We start from the raw sequence: 18,144 nt of genomic DNA, 5'->3' as shown, positions 1-18,144 counted from the left end.
ACCCCTGACGTGCGGATTGCTTCGATACGCGGGTAATGTCCGTCGCATGCCTGAACGTCGGAAATCAGCCACCAACCCGGACTTGCTGGCCACGGCGCTTTTCGATGTTGCCGCCGAATCAGGACTCGAGAATGCGAGTGTGCGCGAGGTGGCAAAGCGCGCCGACGTCTCGATCGGCGCCGTGCAGCACCACTTCTCGACCAAGGACGAGATGCTCACATTTGCTCTGCGCACTCTGGCAGAGCGAATGCTGAGCCGTCTCACCCAATCCCCAGCCGGAACCGACCCGCACGTTGTGCTGTTCCAGGCTTTGTCACAACTGCTTCCCCTCGACGAGCAGCGCACGCGCGAAGCACACGTCCTTGCCGCATTTGCCATCCGGGCTGTCACCAGCGAATCGTTGGCGGAAATTCGCCGGACGATGCTGTTCACTATTCGCACCGGCATCTGCGCAGTTCTGATCGGAATCAGATTGCCTGAAGCTGAAACCCGCGCAGCGCTGCTCCTCGCAACCGTCGACGGACTCGCACTCGACGCGATAGGCAATCCCGGCATGTATCCGCCGCACTATCTCGAATACGCCCTGGAGAGTCAGATAAAGCTCACCCTCCACGACATGGAAATTCCCGACGCTCTTGTATCCAGGGGCTGACGTGCCGGGATCAGGACGATTTGCACCGAGCCCATCCGGCGATCTACATCTGGGAAACCTTCGCACTGCCCTCCTTGCCTGGCTGTTTGCCCGGACCTCCGGTCGCGACTTTCTCATTCGCGTCGAAGATCTGGATCGTGTGCGGCCAGGCGCCATGGAACGTCAACTGAGTGACCTGCGAGCGCTGGGCCTCGACTGGGACGGCGACGTCGTCAAACAGTCCGACCGACTGCCGCGGTACGCGGACGCGATCACGTCGCTGACCGATCGCGGGCTGACGTACCCGTGCTTCTGCACCCGCAAGGAAATTCAGCAGGCACCCTCCGCGCCACACGCCCCGGACGGCGCCTACCCCGGAACGTGCCGGAATCTCACTCCTTCCGAGCAAGCCGACAAGCTGGCCTCCGGCCGTAAACCCGCACTGCGCCTGCGTGCCGAGACGACGTCATTCTCCGTGCGAGATATGTTGCACGGCAACACATCCGGAATGGTCGACGATGTGGTGCTACTCCGCGGAGACGGGGTTCCCGCATACAATTTGGCAGTTGTGGTCGACGACGGCGCCCAGAACGTCGATCAGGTTGTCCGCGGCGACGACCTCCTGACATCAGCACCGCGCCAGGCCTACCTGGCAACACTCCTGGCCATCACACCGCCGATCTACGCCCATGTCCCCCTCGCACTCAATTCCGAAGGCAAGCGTCTGGCCAAACGGGACGGGGCGGTCACGCTCTCCGATCAACGCGACCTCGGCCGCACCCCAGCCGAAGTTCTGACTCTGATTGCGTCGAGCATCGGATTGGCCGAACCTGGTGAAGTAGTTTCGCCGACGGAATTGGCTGATCGCTTCGATCCACAGAAGGTTCCGGGCGACCCCTGGATCTTCACATCTGTCGATCCCCTGGATCCCGTCAAGGGATCTTAGACAATAGTTAATCATTGGCAATTGCCGCGGAGTGAAGTACCGTTTCGGCATAGGTGAAGGGAACCAGGACGAGGAGCCCTGGGCAGGTTACAAGCGGGGCTTGCCCTCGACATGACCAAAGCACCCGCTGGAGGGCAACCGCACGGCAGTGCGTTAGGGCGGGAACAGAACGAAAAGGAATCCGCATGGTTCGCGAGCTTCGCGAGGCACTCGACGACCATCAATTCGAAGTGCTGTACCAACCCCAGGTACACCTGGAAACCTCGACTGTTACCGGCTACGAAGCACTCCTACGCTGGCGCCATCCCCTTCGTGGAGTCATCGAACCACAAGATTTCATGCGATCTGCTGAATTGTCCGGCTTGATCATTCCCATCGGATTGCAAACCCTCGACTTGATCTGCGCACACATCTCCCACTGGGATGATCAGTTGAATATCGCGGTGAATTTCTCGCCACGCCAGCTGTCGACCGACAATGCTGCCCGAGAAATAATCGACACCCTGGACCGCTCCGGCACCCCGCACAACAAAGTCATCGTAGAAGTCACCGAACTGGGCGTCGTCGGCCAGAATGCCGCCGCCACGCTGGCGACGCTGCACAAAGAAGGCATCCGGATAGCGCTCGACGATTTCGGAGCCGGCTTTGCGTCCTTTGCGGCTCTGTCGGAACTGCCACTCGATATCCTGAAGATCGACCAGAGCCTCACCTGGGCTCTCAGCGACGCGCAGCACTCGTCCGAGCGGGCATTCATCGTGATGGAGTCCATCGCAGCGATCGCCGACAAACTGGGAATGGAGTCCATCGCCGAAGGCGTCGAGACTGCCGAACAAGCAGCAGCCGTCACTCGCGCAGGATGCACCACAGGCCAGGGTTACTATTTCGGCAAACCCCTCCCCGCCGATGCTCACACCACGGCAATTCAGGAACCGCCGCTCGCAGTCGCATCACCTGCGCAGCATCGACGCTGGCGTTAGACGGAACCCACCGCCGCTATAAAAAATCACGAATATCACCCACATGGCGATAACCGAGGCACCGACGGCAATACCCGCAATCGCGAGCCCACGCCCCTGCTGGCCTGTTTGTTTAATCTGATTGAGCGCGACGACGCCCAGAATTATCGCGACAATCGCGCCGAGTCCGTAAAAGCAACCGCCGACTATCGCCGTCACCAATGACGCGATCGCAAGGCCGTTCGTTCCCACCGGTTGCACGTACCCACCGAACTGGCTGGGAGGTCCGTACTGCGGTGGCTGCTGGTACTGCTGGTACTGCGGCGGCTGTTGGTACTGCTGGTACTGCGGTGGTTGTTGGTATTGCGGTTGTTGATACTGCGCTTGTGGCTCTGGGGTCGGGGTGTACGACGGCGGTGGATAACCCGGGTACTGCTCGATTGGCGATGGTGTCGCCGGAATCTCCCAATACGACTCCTGCTGTCCCGCAGATTCTCCGTAACCTTCCTGCGGGAGGCTGGGAACCTCGCCATATCCGGGTTCAGGCACGTATTTATCGGGAGATATCTCGCCGTTCTCCCCGGAACTCGTCATGAAACGCAGCCTAAACCACAGGTGACATCAACACACGAGGGCGTAAGTGACACCAACATCTATCGCTTATGGCGGTTAAGGTCGTAATCACTGTCACACTCGAATGCTGTGTCCGGCTTGAACGCTTCGACGCGCATTCACGACTGAGGGGAAACAATGACAACCGGCGGTTACGACCCCAACAAGAATCCGAACGACGGAAACCAATCACCACAAGATCCGTACAGCCAGCCGCAATCACCGCCGCCCGGTAGCTACCCACCTCCCGTCACACCTCCCGGTGGCGGCTACCAGCCGACGGGAGGCTCTCCTGCCGGGCCGCCCCCGGGGAATTACCCGCCTCCCGGTGGATACCCGCCCCCGCAGGGCAACTACCCCCCACCGCAGGGGAACTACCCACCGCCCGGTGGATACCCGCCGCCGCCTCAGGGCGGGAACTTTCCCCCGCCGCCGCAGTTCAATGATCAGGGCGCTTACGGCGGATCGACACGACTGCCTTCCGGCGCTCAGCCGGGTGACCTGTGGTTGCGCCTCGCTGCGCGAATCATCGACGGCATCATCGTCGGCATCGTCGCGGCAATTCTCGCAGTCCTGGTCAGTGACGCGGACAGCTTGATTCTGATCTCCGGACTGTTCTCGGGAATCCTGACCTTCGCGTACTTCGTGGGGATGGAAGTAACCCAGGGTTGGACGCTGGGCAAGAAGATGCTCGGCCTTTCGGTGCATGGACCTGCCGGCGCTCCCAAGCCCACACCGCAGCAGTCCGCGATCCGAAATGCGTTCACATTGCTGTCGATCATTCCGATCATCGGCGGTCTCCTCGCGTTTATCGCGTATATCGTCATCGCAGTGACCATCAACAACAGCCCCACCAAACAGGGCAAGCACGACCAACTGGCCGGTGGCACCCAGGTAGTCAAGGGATAACTCAGAGCCCTCGCGAAAGCCCGGCAGTTCCTCGAGGAATTGCCGGGTTTTCTGCTGTGTTCTGGGCAACTGGACGGTCGCCAACTCGCTTGGAGACACCCTGAGGTGCTTGGATTGCGGACGTGACAGCTCAGGATCAGCAAGACTCATCGACTCAAGAGACCAAATTTGCGCACGTCAGCCTCGGTTATTATCCGACGATCGTCGCGCTGTTCACCGCAACGCTGCTGATCTCGAATGTGGCGGCGACCAAGGGGGTCGCCTTCTTCGCGGATTCCGAGTTATCCCTCGGGCCCTTGCAGATCCTGCCCGTCATCACCGACGGTGGCTTCTTCCTCTTCCCACTCGCGTACGTCCTCGGTGACGTTCTCAGTGAGGTCTACGGCTTCAAAGCCACCCGGCGCGCGATCTACCTCGGATTCGGCGCACTGATTCTTGCTGCCGCATGTTTCTGGATCGCTGTGCAACTGCCGTCGGCGGCCTTCTACGAGAACCAGGCCGCCCTCGAAACCGTTGTCGGTGTCATTCCCCGACTCCTGGTCGCCGGCCTGGCCGCCTACCTCGTCGGACAGCTCCTGAACTCCCTGGTCCTGGTCATGATGAAGAAGCGCATGCAGGAGAAGCACCTGTGGGCACGTCTCATCGGCTCGACCGTCGTCGGTGAATTCGCCGACACCCTCATCTTCTGCTCCATCGCGGCCGGCGTCATCGGCATCAGCACATGGGAAGACTTCATCAACTACGTGTTGGTCGGATTCCTGTGGAAAACCCTTGTCGAGATTCTGGTCATGCCGATCACCTACCGCGTCATCGCCTACGTGAAGAAGCGCGAACCGACTTACGCCTGAGTCTGCGGGGCCTTCGGGCCGTAGAACTTTCCGAGCATGTCCGCCTTGAAGTCGTGGAAGTACCCGCCTTCGATGCTGGCTCGGATGTCGTCGACCAGCTTCACGGTGAATCGCTCGTTGTGGATGGTGCAGAGCGTCGACGCGAGCATTTCTTTCGCTTTGAAGAGGTGATGGATGTACGCGCGGGTGTAGTTGGCGCAGGTGTAGCAGTCACACTCGTCGTCGATAGGGGTGAAATCACGGCGGAATCGGCTGGTGTTGATGTTGAACCGGCCGGAGCGCACGTAGATCGCGGCATTGCGCGCAACACGGGACGGATTGACGCAGTCGAAGGTGTCTGCGCCGTTCTCGATTGCGACGAAAAAATCGTCCGGTTCGCTGATTCCGAGCATGTGACGCGGCTTGTGCTCAGGCAGTTCCTCGTTGCACCAACGCACAATTGTGCCGAGGTTCTGCTTCTCAAGGGCGCCGCCGATGCCGTAGCCGTCGAACCCGTACCCGTTCTCGCCTTCGATCGACTCGAGGCCGCGGCACGCTTGACGACGCAGATCCTCGTACTGCGCGCCTTGGATCACGCCGAAGAGAGCCTGATAGGGCTTGTCGGCGCGTTCGGCGGTGAGCTTCTCGTGCTCGTTGATGCAGCGAATCGCCCACGCTTGCGTTCGCTCGACCGATCGCTCCTGGTAACCGCGGGTATTGAGCAGCGTGGTGAGTTCGTCGAACGCGAACATGATGTCGGCGCCGAGCTGATGCTGGATCTGCATCGACACCTCGGGGGTGAACCGATGTTTGCTGCCGTCGAGGTGCGATTTGAACGTGACGCCCTCGTCGTCGACCGTCGCAAGACGCTCTTTGCCCTTCGCGATCACGTCGTCGGACTGCACGCCGACGGCTTCCATCGCGAGTACTTTCTTGAACCCCACGCCAAGCGACATCACCTGGAAGCCGCCGCTGTCCGTGAAGGTGGGTCCGTCCCAATTCATGAATTTGCCCAGGCCACCAGCCTCGTCGATGATGTCGGCACCCGGCTGCAAATACAGGTGGTACGCATTTGCGAGAACCGATTGCGTGCCCAATTCCTTGATCGACTCGGGGAGCACAGCCTTGACCGTCGCCTTGGTCCCGACCACCACGAACGACGGCGTCGCGATATCGCCGTGCGGTGTGTGGATGGTGCCGGTTCGTCCGAGCCGGTCCTCGAGTCTGGTTCCCATCGTGAAAATCGACTCGGGGCGCTTGTCGACAGCGGGCTCGGGCTGGGTCGGCACTACAGAAGTCACGGACTCAATCCTGTCACAGGACTAAAAATCGCCGTGATCACGGCAGAACGCGCAGCAACAGCATCGATCTTCGATCCGGCCCTGGTCTACTGACCGAACCCGAGATGTATCGCCGCGCAAGAGTCCCACTCCATACTTCCCCCAGGCATCCTCCGGCTCGACCGGTGTACACCTCCAACCCGCTGACAGGAGCTCAATTGACGAGACAGACCTACAACTTCGTCACCGTCGACGTCACAGACTCGATCGCCACCGTGACCATCGACAAACCTCCCGCCAACGCGTTCAATCCCAGCCTGATCGCCGAACTTCTGGAACTACTGCCGGTACTCGCGTCGGACCAGAGCATCCGCGCCATCGTCATGACGGGCACTGGCCGGTTCTTCGTCGCCGGCGCCGACATCACCGTGATGCGCGAGCTGACCGAAGAGACTCAGCGGGCGATGCGCCCGTGGGTCGAGGTACAGCGGATCCTGGAGACGGCTCCCAAACCCGTTATCGCGAAGATCAACGGGCACGCACTCGGTGGCGGCGCCGAACTGACGTTGGCCTGCGACTTCCGCGTTATGGCACAGTCGGCGACCATCGGCTTTCCCGAGATAGGCCTCGGACTGTTTCCGGGTGCGGGTGGCAGCCAACGGCTTCCGCGCCTCATCGGCGCACACCGAGCCAAAGTGCTCATGATCGAAGGCAATCGACTGAGCGCCGAGCGCGCACACGACATCGGCCTGGTCGATGCTGTCGTTGCAGACGACGACCTAGATGCACACTGCGCTGACCTTGCGCGTGAGCTCGCATCGAAACCCACTGCCACCATCGGGATGATCAAACGCATTGTCGACGAGGGAATGTCGTTGCCGCTCGATCAAGCGCTGGACCTCGAATTCGACGCAGTGCTCGAACTGATCAAGACGAACGACGCTGCCGAGGGACTTCAGTCATTCCTCGACAAGCGCTCCCCCATCTTCACCGGACGCTGAAAGCTCCCCCATTACCGAGAGGCCATCATGCTCAACAGATTTCAAAAGAAATGGGTGGGCGCGGTCGCTACTCTCGCCGCCCTGTCGATCGCCGTCAGCGGATGCACCCGTCCCGCTACCGACAACTCCGCGGAAAGTGGGGGCCTGGTACGCATCGCTGTTGGTGTGGACCCGTCGTACGCTCCGATCTTCTTAGCTGACCACGAGGGCATGTTCGAGGCCGCTGGTCTCGACGTCCAGGTCATCCAGACGGAAGGCGGAGCAGCGGGTGCTCAGAACGTTGTAGCCGGAACTTCGGAGCTATCCGGCAATGCCGACTCGACAGCGCTGTCCGTCATGGCTGCTAACCCGAGCCTGCGGGCTCTTGGTGTCTTCCAGGAATCCGACCGGTACTTCCAGGTTGTGCTGCGCAATGGCCTCGAACCGAAGTCGATCAAGACCATGGGGGTCTTCCCCGGTATCGGTCTCTACTTCACGAACCAGTACCTCGCCAGCCTCGGCATCGACCCCGCGACCGTCACACTCGTGAGCACCAGTCCGCCCGAGCAGCCCGCGTTACTGGCGCGTGGCGATATCGACGGCTTCCTGTCCTTCGACCCGTGGGTGACACAGAGTGTGAATACCGGTGGACGCGTAGTTGCCACGACCGGTGATTTCGGCGCCAAGTACGCGCAGTGGATCATCGCGTCGGATAACTGGTTGTCCGCGAACGAAGAAACCGCAGGCAAGGTGTTCAAGGTGATCTCGGAAGCGTCGGCAATCGTGAACTCGGATCCGGATCGGGCGGCAACCGCAATTGCCTCGGCTATCCAGATGGACCCGGCCGAGGCTGCCGACCGCGTGACCCAAATCGATTTCGGCGGACGCGGATTCACCGATGACGACGTGGAGCGGGCAAACGAACTGGTTGCGTTCTTCCGCGAGCAGGGCAAGATCTCCGCAGACATCGATCCGTCGGCTGTACTTCTCTCGGGATGGGTCGAGCAGAACGCAGCCTGAGCGGCGTGTGAGAACGGGTCCGGTGGGCAGACCGGAATCATGTCGCCCACCGGACCCGAGAACTACGTTCGACACCAGTCGGTTCGGCGATATCTTTCGATTGAAACGGAGTAGTTGTGGTGCATCCCCCGGTACGGGTCGTAGAGATTTCCAGTCCGTTTGCGCGATTCGCCGGGCGCATCCTGGTCGGGCTGGGTTTCGAGGTCATTCTGGTAGAACCACCCACCGGTGACCCGAGTCGCGCCGAGTCCCAGGGTGATTCGTACCTGCATTGGCATGCGGGAAAGAAGTCGGTAGTTCTCGATCTGGGCGACAGCAACGACCGCGCCGAATTCGACACACTACTTCGCAGCGCGGATGTCCTGCTCGACGGCAGCGCGACCGGCGTTCCGCTAGAGCGCCGAGGCTCCCTCGTGCATGTCCGGGTGACGCCATTCGGCACATCGGGTCCCCGAAGTGATTGGCAGGCAACCAACCTGACCGTAGCAGCACTCGGCGGAATGATGGCTCAGGTCGGTGATCCCGAACACCCTCCACTCCTGCTCCCCGAACTCCAGGCTGAGCAGCTCGCCGGAATCAACGCCGCAATCGGCGTGCTGCTCGGACTGCGTTCGCGGTCCACGGGCCAGAACCCGTTGCTGGAGATCAGTGCTCAGGAATGTGTTGCCGCCGCACTGGAAGCGGGCACTCTTGCCTACATTCACGAGGACCGTGTCCCGCCGCGTCCTGGCCGCGTACATCCACTCGTTCCGCACGGACTGTTCCAGGCCGCCGACGGTTATGTCGGTGGCGGCCTCGGCGGTAGCCCCCGCATGTGGGACGGCATGCTGGCCTGGCTGATCGACAACGACGCCCAGGACGATCTCGACCAACCCGAGTGGTCCGACGCGGTCTACCGAAAGACACACCAGGAACACATCTTCGACGTTCTGTCAGCCTTCATTTCGAAGTGGCCGAAGGAAGAATTTGCAGTCAGCGCCCAGTCTCGCAAGTTGCCGTGGGCAGCGGTCGACCGGCCCGAAGAACTCCTGCGCAACCCACAACTCAACGACCGTGACTTCTTCACTGACGTGACCGGGGATCACGGCACCTACCGCGATCTCGGGTTCGGCTTCGCTTTCCCCGAAGGCCACCGCATCGGAACGCTCGAGGCCGCCCGGTTGGGTCAGCATCAGGAACTCTTGTCCACCAACACGACTGTGGCAGTGCATGAAACTCAGGAGTTCAGCGACACGGGCGCGCTCAGCCTCGACGGTGTCCGCGTGCTGGATCTCACCTGGGTGCTGGCCGGCCCGTACGGCACCCGAATCCTCGCCGACCATGGAGCCGAAGTCATCAAGGTCGAATCGATCGGACGCCCGGACCCAACTCGCTTTGCACCGTTCATGCATCTGTCGCGTGGGCCTCATGACAATCCGAACACCAGCGGGTACTTCAACGACGTCAACCGAAACAAGCGCAGCATCACGCTCGATACCCGATCCGCCGAGGGTCTTTCGGTCCTACGCGACCTGATCAGGAAATCCGACGTAGTGGTCGAGAATTTCAGCTCCTCGGTCATGGACAAGATGGGGCTCGGCTACGAACAACTGCGGGAACTCAACCCGGACATCATCTACGTGTCTATGTCCGGGATGGGTCACACCGGCCCTCGCAAGGACTGGGTATCGTACGCCGACATCGTATCTGCAAGTACCGGATTGACCTCGCTGACCGGTTGGAACGCCGACGATGTTGTCGGAGTCATCTACGGCCACGGTGACATAATTGCCGGACTGCAAGCAGCAGTCGCGGCGCTGGCGGCTCTCGACTACCGCGACCGGACAGGGCGAGGCCAGCACGTAGACCTGTCACAACTCGAAGCCATGGCAGCGCACATGGGCACCAGTGTTCTCCGAGCGGCTCGCTCACAGTCCCCCGATCCGATCGGCAACAGCCATTGCGAACTGGCGCCGCACGGCGTGTACCCGTGCCACGGCGCAGACCGGTGGTGCTCGATTGCCATCCGCGGCATGACGGAATGGAATACGTTGTGCCGCATCATCGGAGCGGAGCACTGGATCGACCATCCCGATTTCAGGAGCGTGGAGGGTCGCCGAGCCAACCTCGAACGAATCGACGACGCGATCGCCGACTGGACCCGGACTCTGCAACCCGAAACCGTCATGGAGCGCCTGCAATCGGCGGGAATCGCGGCAGGCGCCATCCAGGACGGACGTGACCTGGTCGACGGTGATCCGCATCTGCGGGCACGCAATTTCTATTCCGTACAGGAGCACCCCCTCGCGGGAACATTCCTCCACGAGGGAATCCCTGTTCGCCGCAACTCCGAACCCGGTTCGATTCGGCGCGCTGCACCGGTGCTGGGCGCGGACACCGACGACGTCCTGAAGTCGGTCCTCGGCTACAGCGACAAACGGATCACCGGACTTCGCGACCAGTCGATCCTGTCCTGACCGCACTCATATTCGTACAACCATTTACAGATCCATACAAGGAGACACAATGCGCGCGGCCCGACTCCATCAGTTCGGCACCTCACCGGTAATCGACGACATCGACATTCCCATGCGTGAATCCGGCCAGACCCTGGTGCGGATCGACGCTGCTGCGCTCGGCCATCTCGACATCACCGTCGCGAGCGGAAACTTCGGAGTCAAGCCGAATCTCCCTCACATCGGTGGAACCGACGGAGCGGCGACGGTAGTCGAATCCGACACGTACGAGCCGGGCACTCGCCTTCTGGTCCGAGGCGGTGGCGTCGGCCTGTTCAAGAACGGTTGCTGGGCCGAGTATCTGGTGGCAGCAGACAAGGCATTCACACCGTTTGATCCCGCACTGTCGCCGGCCGTTGCGGCAACGTTCTTCCTGCCAAGCACAACTGGCTACGTGGCCGTGAATGATGTTGCAGCCGTTGCAGCCGGCGAACGTGTGGTCGTCGCCGGAGCGTCGGGTGCTGTCGGATCGATGGCAGCGCAGTTCGCTTTGCTCGCAGGAGCGTCCGAGGTGATCGGTGTTGTACCGCGCGAAGATCAAGCTGCCTTGATCCCGGAAGGTGTGCGTCCCGTCGTCGGGCAAGGTGACGAACTGGCCGGTGTGCTGGGATCCGAGCCTACCGTCGACGCATTGATCGACACGCTGGGCGGCGACGGCTTGCCCCACCTGCTGGCAAGTGTTGTCCCCGGCGGCCGGGCGGCCCTGATCGGATACACGTTGGGTAAGAGTCTCACGCTGGACATGCCGAACTGGTTGCTCAGCGACGTCCGGATCCTGCCCGTCAACATGATTCGCAAGACTGCCCGCCAAGCTGAACTGGCACCCGAGATGATCCGACTGCTCATCGAAGGCAAGATTTCCGTTGCAGTGCAGGAATTTCCGTTGGATGACATCGCAAGTGCACTGCAGTTGATGGGTGAGGGCAAGGTTGCCGGTCGGGCGGTCGTCGTCCCCTGAGAGGGATACAATTACGCACCCTACGAGTCATCGGCAAGGAGTCGTTCATGCCCTGCGACACACATGCCATTCCGCGCTCGCTTCCGGATTTGCTCCGGAGGCGAGCTTTGGAGCGTCCGGAGCACCCGGCCCTTGTCGTCGGCGGGATCACGGTCACCTACCGCAAACTGCTCGAACGCGCTGCGTCGATGGGGTCTGCTCTCCGCAGCGAGGGTGTCGGCCACGGGGAACGTGTGGCGGCACTGTCCGGCAACAGGATCGAACTGGCAGACCTTGTTCTCGGATGCGCGTGGATCGGCGCGGTGGCCGTTCCGCTCAATACTGCTCTTCGCGCCGACAGTATTGTCAGCGCACTCGAACAAGCTGAAGTGCAACGCATCCTGGTTTCACCCGAATGCGCAAACGTTGTATCCGGATTCGATGGCACCGTGTGGGTCATGGGCGAACCACACGTCCCCACGGCCGGTTTGAATCCGGGTTGTGAACCCGAAGCAGTGGATCCCCTCGACATGGCCGCGATACTCTTCACTTCCGGCACCACCGGTATACCCCGGGGTGTGCGATGCCCGCATGCGCAGTTCCTGCAGTGGGGCAAAAGCGTTGGCGCCTCGTTGGGACTCACTCGCGATGATGTGCTGTACAACTGTCTGCCCCTGTTTCACACCAATGCTCTCAATGCCTTTGTTCAGTCCGTCTGGGCCGGGTCTACTTTTGTCTTGGGACAACGGTTTTCGGTCCGTAATCATTGGAGTGAGGTTCGTGAGATCGGGGCGACTGTCGACTATCTGCTAGGTGCGATGGTTGCGATGCTGATCAACGCGGACCCCGCACTACAGGACCGGCAGCACAACATCCGGATTGCCTTGGCGCCCGCAACCCCTGCGCATCTGATCGAACCGTTTGCCAAGAGATTCGGTGTGGAACTCGTGGACGGATTCGGAAGTACCGAAACCAATCTTGTGATCGGCACGCTTCCCGGAAATCGACGGGCCGGATACATGGGCACGGTGATGAGCGGCTACGACGCTGCGGTGATCAACGACGGTAGCGCCGTACCCGACGGAGTGCCTGGCGAACTGGTTGTCCGCACCACGGTTGCCGGCTCGTGCTCACAGGGCTATCTGGGCGACCCGATTCCGGAGCCAGACAGTTGGATCCACACCGGCGACAGGGTGATTCGTGACGCAGACGGCTGGTTCCGATTTGTCGATCGCATCAAAGACGTGATTCGAAGGCGAGGTGAGAATATTTCCGGAGCCGAGGTGGAAACAGTTCTCGCGCTGCATCCGTCGATCAGTCAGGTTGCCGTCTTCCCGGTGCCGTCGGAGCTGGCCGAGGACGACGTCATGGCGACTGTAATACTCCGTCCCGGTGCCGATTTCGATCCCATCTCGATTCTGGATTTTGCCCAGCAACAGTTGCCGTACTTTGCCCTCCCGCGGTACATCGACATCGTGGATTCGTTGCCACTCACCGAAACCGGGAAGGTGCAGAAAGCACCGCTGCGCGAGCGGGGCGTTGGCCAACACACCTGGGACAGCGAGAAGAGCATGTTCCGCGCACGGCGGTAGAGCCTACTTGCCACAGCCGTTGAACGAACACATCACCGGACTGCAAATCGTGCGCAGTGCGAGCGGGTCACTCGGTGAATGCGTGCACTTCATGGCATGAAGTTTGCGGGTGATCCCGACGCCTGCTGTGCGCAGGGCCCCGGTGATGCGACTGACGTTGAGCCGAGCCGTCGGCGCTGTCACGGACAACGCACCGGCAAGAGTGCGCGGGCCGCTGAACACCGGTACCGCGACGCTCATGTAACCGAGCCGCGTCTCCTCGACCTCCACCGCGAGCTGTTCCTTACGCATCCGCTCGAGTTGCTGGCGCAGCACACCGACTGACATCGTCGTCCGACTGGTCAAGGCGGTGAAACCCTGCTCGACCACCTCGTCGAAGACCGATTGCGGCGAGAAGGCAAGGATGATCTTGCCGGTGGCGGTGCAGTACAGCGGGAGCCGGCCGGCCACCCGCGACTGCTGATTGAGGCCGCGGTGTCCGATGATCTTCTCGATGTACAGGACGTCGATGCCGTCCCGCACCGCAAAGTGAACCGTCTCCTGTGTCGCCAGCAGCAGGTCCTCCATGTAGGGCAAAGCGGCGTCCCGCAGAATCCGCTGACGGGGCACCAACTGGCCAAGCTCGAACAATCGCAGGCCGAGCCGATACTTTGTGCCCGCGCGCTCGAGCAGTCCCCACTCGACCAGCTCGCCGGCCAACCTGTGAACCGTGGCTTTCGCGACCCCACTGCGCCGAGTGAGTTCCGTCAGAGACAAGTCACTGTGGTCGGTGTCGAAAGCGTCCAAGATCATTCGAGCCTTGCCCAGGACCGAGGACAGTTCACCTGCGGGCTGCAACGGCGCAGCAGCACTTGGCGCGATGGGCAGTACTGATCCGAACCCGACGGATTGTTGTGGAGCGGCCATGAGTGTCCTCCTGAACGATCTGTGACAGCCTGCCGAGCCCGATTGCCACGGGACCGAATCAGTCGGGGTGCTCGTTGGGTGCAGGTGCTTTCGGAACCGACACTATGGTGACCATGCGATGAGACGCACGCCACACGGTCCGCTCAGTGAACCCGTCCCGCAGAGTTTACACGGGGCGCCTACCTGCGTAATTCTCCAGAAACATGCGGACGGCGGATGAAATCTGCGGGGCGTGCTCTTCGATGAGCGCTACGGTCCCGGATTCGACGATCTCTGTTTCCACCACTGCCGCACTCGTCAGATGTGCACGCAGCGGGGCGACATTAGGCATCGAAAAGGGATCTCTCTGCGCGCCGATCAGCAAAACCGGCGCGGTCACCGAACCGATTCTTTCCTCCATGACGTAGCGAGCACAGGCTTTGTGGCCCTCCGCCGGATCAACCCGGTAGGCAAGCGCGTCCCGGATGAACCTGTCGAGCAGCGCGGTGCCGGGTTCCGGGTAGTACGGCCGTCGCATCTCCCACAGACTGGTGAGATGGCTGCCGTCTGCGGCTCGGTCGACGCAGTCGATCCCACCGGGTCCCGAGTGCCCCTCGCGGTAGTTGCGGTCGGCCCACGGGCACGACGAGAGCACGGCGGCGGCTACCCGCTCGGGGCTCGATGCCGCCATCTCGAGCGCCACTGCCGCTCCGGTGTGGTGGCCGAGAACCGTGACTCGGTCGACGCCAAGCCCGTCGAGCAATTCCCACGCACCTCGCGCATAGGTCTCGATGGTCTGCGGCCCGGGCACCGGAGCACTGTTGCCGTACCCCGGCATGTCCATCGCGACCACGTGGAAGTCGGCGGCAAGAAGTGGGATGAGCTCGCGGAACTCGTCCGACGAACGGGGTGCCTGATGAAGCAGGAGAATCGTCTCACCCGAACCTTGCTGCGCGTAATGCAATTGCCCGAAGGACGAATCCACGTATCCGAATCGCGTGCCGCTTCCCATCAGAACGCCGCAACCATCGGAGTGTCGACGCCGACAATATCGATCTTTGCCGAACCACCCGGATTTCCGACGGGTTCACCGCGGTTGGGCAAGATGTCGAGGAAGAAGCGCTTGTTGTCTTCCTTGAAGTCCGGGTCTGCCTTGCGGTCGACGGTGATCGCTTCTACCGGGCACGCCAATTCACAAGCGCCACAGTCGATGCATTCATTCGGGTTGATGTAGAGCTTGCGGTCACCTTCGTAGATGCAATCCACGGGGCATTCTTCCATGCATGATCGGTCCGTGTAGTCGATGCATGCTTCACCGATGACAAATGCCATTGCCTAACCCTCCTGTTCCGTAGAGTGTCCGGGAAAGATCTCCGCTTCCGGATCCAGCACGGCCGCAGCGTTGTTCACGGCAGTCGCGGCTTCGCCGAAGCCGACGGCAATCAATCGGACCTTCCCGGGATAATCCGTGATGTCCCCGGCTGCGTACACGCGCGGAACATTGGTTTCCATCCGCGTGTTGACGGCGATATGGCGATTGTCGATCTCCATCCCCCAGTCCATCATCGGGCCCAGGTCAGCGGTGAATCCCAGTGCTGCGATGACGGATTGAGCCGGCAACGTGGACGTGCTCTTGTCCAGTTTGTGGGTGATGTCGACCTCGCCGATCCACCCGTTTCCACGTACCTCCGAGACATCCGCGTTCACAAGAACCTGGACACTGCTGTCCTGAACTTTGGCAACTGTGGATTTGTGCGCGCGGAATCGATCTCGTCGGTGAACCAGAGTGACGGACTTGGCAATCGGTTCGAGGTGGACAGCCCAGTCGAATGCGCTGTCGCCGCCGCCGACGATGACAACGTCTTTCCCCGTGTGCGCCGACAGATCCGGGACGAAGTAGCTCAATCCCCGATTCATGAACTCCGAACCCTTTGTCAACGGACGGGGCGTGAAGGTTCCGATGCCGCCGGTGATGACAACCGCGCCGGCGACCACCACCTGGCCTGTACTGGTGGTGATTCGCACCCGGCCGGCGTCGTCATGCGACAACTCACGAGCCTGCATACCCAGCAAGTACACCGGATCGAATGGGGCAGCCTGGGCAATCAAGCCCTCGATGAGATTGCGTCCCTTGACCGAAGGGAATCCCGCAATGTCGAGGATTGCCTTCTCCGGGTACATCGCACTGACCTGTCCCCCCGGTTCCGCAAGGGCATCGATCACGGCAACGGAGAGGCCGCGGAAGCCTGCGTAGTACGCGCCGTACAGCCCGGCGGGGCCGGCACCAATGATCAGAATATCGACGCCGATCTCGTTGTCGGCCGCCGTGGAAGACGTTGTGTTCACACCCGATACGGTATTGCGCCGACGGACCCTCGCAAATGAAACCGGTCCGCTCAACAGACCTCGGTAACGTTTGCGGGACAACATGAAAAGAGCCCGCCGACCTTTCGGTCGACGGGCCCGTACTCACGAAATTCAGCGCGCGAACACCTCGGGTTCGTCTGCCGCAATCTTCTGGATGATGGTCGAGTAGGCAAACCACCCCACCTTCTCGGTGCCGACAGCCTCGTAGGTCTGCGCAGCGATCTTCTCGTGCAGGACGACCGGATCACCGGCGGCTCGCGCCGCCAATTCTGCCTGCATCGAACGCTCCATCGACACGTACCACCACACTGCGCTCTCGACAGAGGTTCCGACAGTCAAATGGCCGTGATTGGTCAGGATCACCGCTTTGTTCGATCCAAGGGCCGTCGCAATGCGAATACCCTCCTCTTCGTCGAGTGCCACCCCGTGATATTCCTCGTAGATCGAGTGGTCCTCGTGAAAGGCACACGCGTCCTGAGTGATCGGAGCGAGGCGGCAGTGCAGCGAAGAGAAGGCCTTGCCGTTCAGACCATGTGCATGAACAGCTCCGATCACATCGGGACGAGCCTCGTGGACCTTGCTGTGGATGACAAACGCTGCCCGGTTCAGCGGTCCGTCGCCGGAAATCACCGTGCCGTCCGATGCCACATGCAGTAGTTCTTCGGGCTGGACCTGGGAGAAGTGCCGACCGAACGGCGCCGTCCAGAACGTTTCAGGTTCTTCGGGATCTCGGGCCGTGATGTGTCCCGAGATTCCTTCGTCCAAACCGAATTTCGACAGTATTCGATATCCGCCGATGACGGCGGTCTTACGTCGACGTCGTTCGCTCTCGACGTCGACGACCTCGGGCGGGCCGGGAATTCCGGCCTGCTCTGCAATGCTCAGCGGTTTACTCATGCTGCGCTCCTGACTATTTGACGCCGTAGCGGGCGAGGTACCGCGAGGACAGAATTCGGAGAATCCGGTCGAAGATGAAGCCCATGATGCCGAGGACGATGATGCCGACAAACGTCCAGTCGATTCGACCGTAGTTTCGGGCCTGCCAGATCATCGAGCCGATACCCTGGTCGGCGGCGACGATCTCCGCCGACACGATGGTGAGAAAGCTGTTACCCATGGCCAGGCGAGCACCGGTGACGATACCCGGGATCGAAGACGGCAGGACCACCGTTTTCATGATCTGCAGCTTGCCCGCACCAAGATTGGCTGCGGCCTGCAATTTGTTCTCGCTGATCGCAACAGTCGCGGCGATCGTGCTGACCGTGACGATGAACACCGAGGTGTAGAAGATCAGAACAACCTTCGACGTCTCACCGATGCCGAACCAGACGACGGCAAGAGTGACAAATGCGATCGGCGGAATGAACCGGAAGAACTCGATGTACGGATCGAGGAGCTGTCGTACGATGGCGATGCGGCCCATCAGAATTCCGACGGGAGCGCCGATCACGACGCCCAGAAACCAACCGATCAGAATTCGCTGACCTGACGCAGTGATCGACGACCACAGAACGCCGCTTTCCCACAGTTCCTGTGCCGCAGACCAGACCTCGGCCGGTGATGCAATCGTGGTCGGTCCGTACCACCATGCCAGGAACGACCAGATACCCAGACCGATTGCCGCTGAAGCGGCATACATCAGTGTCGCCTTGACAATCTTGGATCGCCGCGCCGACGAACGCTTTTGCGTCTGTGTCACCTTTACTG

At 61.2% G+C, this 18,144-nt stretch carries 18 protein-coding genes; 10 read left to right on the top strand and 8 right to left on the bottom strand.

What is annotated here, in order from left to right; genetic code table 11:
• Positions 1–46 precede the first annotated feature (46 nt).
• The 3 genes from EEB13_RS13515 to EEB13_RS13505 all read left to right on the top strand — a co-directional run bounded on the left by EEB13_RS13515 (position 47) and on the right by EEB13_RS13505 (position 2,554).
• Positions 47–652, top strand: a complete 606-nt coding sequence (locus EEB13_RS13515; RefSeq protein WP_045066468.1) for a TetR/AcrR family transcriptional regulator — start codon at positions 47–49, stop codon at positions 650–652.
• A gap of 1 nt (position 653) precedes the next feature.
• Positions 654–1,577: a tRNA glutamyl-Q(34) synthetase GluQRS gene (gluQRS, locus tag EEB13_RS13510; protein WP_045066465.1), complete on the top strand. Its 924-nt coding sequence runs from the start codon at positions 654–656 to the stop codon at positions 1,575–1,577.
• Positions 1,578–1,762: 185 nt separating this feature from the next.
• Complete coding sequence (locus tag EEB13_RS13505; protein ID WP_045066463.1) at positions 1,763–2,554, top strand: EAL domain-containing protein; 792 nt, start codon at positions 1,763–1,765, stop codon at positions 2,552–2,554.
• On the opposite strand, the gene EEB13_RS13500 is transcribed toward EEB13_RS13505, so the two are convergent.
• Complete coding sequence (locus EEB13_RS13500; protein WP_141485444.1) at positions 2,525–3,127, bottom strand: DUF4190 domain-containing protein; 603 nt, start codon at positions 3,125–3,127, stop codon at positions 2,525–2,527. The genes EEB13_RS13505 and EEB13_RS13500 overlap by 30 nt on opposite strands.
• Positions 3,128–3,283: 156 nt before the next feature.
• Between EEB13_RS13500 and EEB13_RS32325 the strand changes: the two genes are divergently transcribed.
• Complete coding sequence (locus EEB13_RS32325; RefSeq protein ID WP_095887689.1) at positions 3,284–4,054, top strand: RDD family protein; 771 nt, start codon at positions 3,284–3,286, stop codon at positions 4,052–4,054.
• 122 nt (positions 4,055–4,176) lie between these two features.
• On the top strand, positions 4,177–4,902 hold the full coding sequence (locus tag EEB13_RS13490; protein ID WP_033235061.1) for a queuosine precursor transporter: 726 nt from the start codon (positions 4,177–4,179) through the stop codon (positions 4,900–4,902).
• Here EEB13_RS13490 and tgt read toward each other — a convergent pair.
• On the bottom strand, positions 4,893–6,182 hold the full coding sequence (gene tgt / locus EEB13_RS13485) for a tRNA guanosine(34) transglycosylase Tgt (RefSeq protein WP_033235062.1): 1,290 nt from the start codon (positions 6,180–6,182) through the stop codon (positions 4,893–4,895). The genes EEB13_RS13490 and tgt overlap by 10 nt on opposite strands.
• Positions 6,183–6,379: 197 nt before the next feature.
• Between tgt and EEB13_RS13480 the strand changes: the two genes are divergently transcribed.
• From EEB13_RS13480 to EEB13_RS13460, 5 genes are all read left to right on the top strand, one after another.
• The gene (locus EEB13_RS13480) at positions 6,380–7,162 is read left to right on the top strand and encodes an enoyl-CoA hydratase/isomerase family protein (protein ID WP_141485443.1); all 783 of its coding nucleotides are present in this window, start codon (positions 6,380–6,382) and stop codon (positions 7,160–7,162) included.
• Positions 7,163–7,189: 27 nt separating this feature from the next.
• Entirely contained in the window at positions 7,190–8,161 is a 972-nt protein-coding gene (locus EEB13_RS13475) for an ABC transporter substrate-binding protein (RefSeq protein ID WP_092805739.1), read from the top strand.
• Positions 8,162–8,280: 119 nt separating this feature from the next.
• The gene (locus EEB13_RS13470; protein WP_261984519.1) at positions 8,281–10,617 is read left to right on the top strand and encodes a CaiB/BaiF CoA-transferase family protein; all 2,337 of its coding nucleotides are present in this window, start codon (positions 8,281–8,283) and stop codon (positions 10,615–10,617) included.
• A 49-nt stretch (positions 10,618–10,666) separates the two neighbouring features.
• A complete protein-coding gene (locus EEB13_RS13465) occupies positions 10,667–11,614 on the top strand; it encodes a zinc-binding alcohol dehydrogenase family protein (protein ID WP_141485441.1) in 948 nt (315 codons plus the stop codon).
• Between the two features lie 47 nt (positions 11,615–11,661).
• On the top strand, positions 11,662–13,185 hold the full coding sequence (locus EEB13_RS13460) for an AMP-binding protein (protein WP_141485440.1): 1,524 nt from the start codon (positions 11,662–11,664) through the stop codon (positions 13,183–13,185).
• Between the two features lie 3 nt (positions 13,186–13,188).
• On the opposite strand, the gene EEB13_RS13455 is transcribed toward EEB13_RS13460, so the two are convergent.
• The 6 genes from EEB13_RS13455 to EEB13_RS13430 all read right to left on the bottom strand — a co-directional run bounded on the left by EEB13_RS13455 (position 13,189) and on the right by EEB13_RS13430 (position 18,136).
• Positions 13,189–14,091 (bottom strand): IclR family transcriptional regulator, encoded by a 903-nt coding sequence (locus EEB13_RS13455; RefSeq protein WP_033235068.1) that lies wholly within the window; start codon positions 14,089–14,091, stop codon positions 13,189–13,191.
• Positions 14,092–14,257: 166 nt separating this feature from the next.
• The gene (locus EEB13_RS13450) at positions 14,258–15,082 is read right to left on the bottom strand and encodes an alpha/beta fold hydrolase (RefSeq protein WP_141485439.1); all 825 of its coding nucleotides are present in this window, start codon (positions 15,080–15,082) and stop codon (positions 14,258–14,260) included.
• Complete coding sequence (locus tag EEB13_RS13445; RefSeq protein ID WP_092805730.1) at positions 15,082–15,402, bottom strand: DUF362 domain-containing protein; 321 nt, start codon at positions 15,400–15,402, stop codon at positions 15,082–15,084. The genes EEB13_RS13450 and EEB13_RS13445 overlap by 1 nt, the downstream gene beginning before the upstream one ends.
• Before the next feature lie 3 nt (positions 15,403–15,405).
• A complete protein-coding gene (locus EEB13_RS13440) occupies positions 15,406–16,416 on the bottom strand; it encodes an NAD(P)/FAD-dependent oxidoreductase (protein WP_033235071.1) in 1,011 nt (336 codons plus the stop codon).
• A gap of 132 nt (positions 16,417–16,548) precedes the next feature.
• The gene (locus tag EEB13_RS13435; RefSeq protein WP_261984518.1) at positions 16,549–17,445 is read right to left on the bottom strand and encodes a class II aldolase/adducin family protein; all 897 of its coding nucleotides are present in this window, start codon (positions 17,443–17,445) and stop codon (positions 16,549–16,551) included.
• Entirely contained in the window at positions 17,348–18,136 is a 789-nt protein-coding gene (locus tag EEB13_RS13430) for an ABC transporter permease (RefSeq protein ID WP_230590189.1), read from the bottom strand. Before EEB13_RS13430 ends, EEB13_RS13435 begins: the two co-directional genes overlap by 98 nt.
• Between the last annotated feature and the right edge of the window lie 8 nt (positions 18,137–18,144).

This window comes from Rhodococcus sp. WS3 (assembly GCF_003797085.1).
Lineage (GTDB): Bacteria > Actinomycetota > Actinomycetes > Mycobacteriales > Mycobacteriaceae > Rhodococcus_F > Rhodococcus_F globerula.
The sequence above is the reverse complement of the archived record's forward strand: the minus strand, read 5'-3'. Positions and strand labels throughout refer to the sequence as shown.

Coding starts and splice junctions, on each gene's coding strand:
- EEB13_RS13465 (WP_141485441.1), top strand. CDS start 10,667: ATGCGCGCGGCCCGACTCCATCAGTTCGGCACCTCACCGGTAATCGAC.
- EEB13_RS13500 (WP_141485444.1), bottom strand. CDS start 3,127: ATGACGAGTTCCGGGGAGAACGGCGAGATATCTCCCGATAAATACGTG.
- EEB13_RS13445 (WP_092805730.1), bottom strand. CDS start 15,402: ATGGCATTTGTCATCGGTGAAGCATGCATCGACTACACGGACCGATCA.
- EEB13_RS13460 (WP_141485440.1), top strand. CDS start 11,662: ATGCCCTGCGACACACATGCCATTCCGCGCTCGCTTCCGGATTTGCTC.
- EEB13_RS13515 (WP_045066468.1), top strand. CDS start 47: ATGCCTGAACGTCGGAAATCAGCCACCAACCCGGACTTGCTGGCCACG.
- EEB13_RS13475 (WP_092805739.1), top strand. CDS start 7,190: ATGCTCAACAGATTTCAAAAGAAATGGGTGGGCGCGGTCGCTACTCTC.
- EEB13_RS13455 (WP_033235068.1), bottom strand. CDS start 14,091: ATGGCCGCTCCACAACAATCCGTCGGGTTCGGATCAGTACTGCCCATC.
- EEB13_RS32325 (WP_095887689.1), top strand. CDS start 3,284: ATGACAACCGGCGGTTACGACCCCAACAAGAATCCGAACGACGGAAAC.
- EEB13_RS13450 (WP_141485439.1), bottom strand. CDS start 15,082: ATGGGAAGCGGCACGCGATTCGGATACGTGGATTCGTCCTTCGGGCAA.
- EEB13_RS13505 (WP_045066463.1), top strand. CDS start 1,763: ATGGTTCGCGAGCTTCGCGAGGCACTCGACGACCATCAATTCGAAGTG.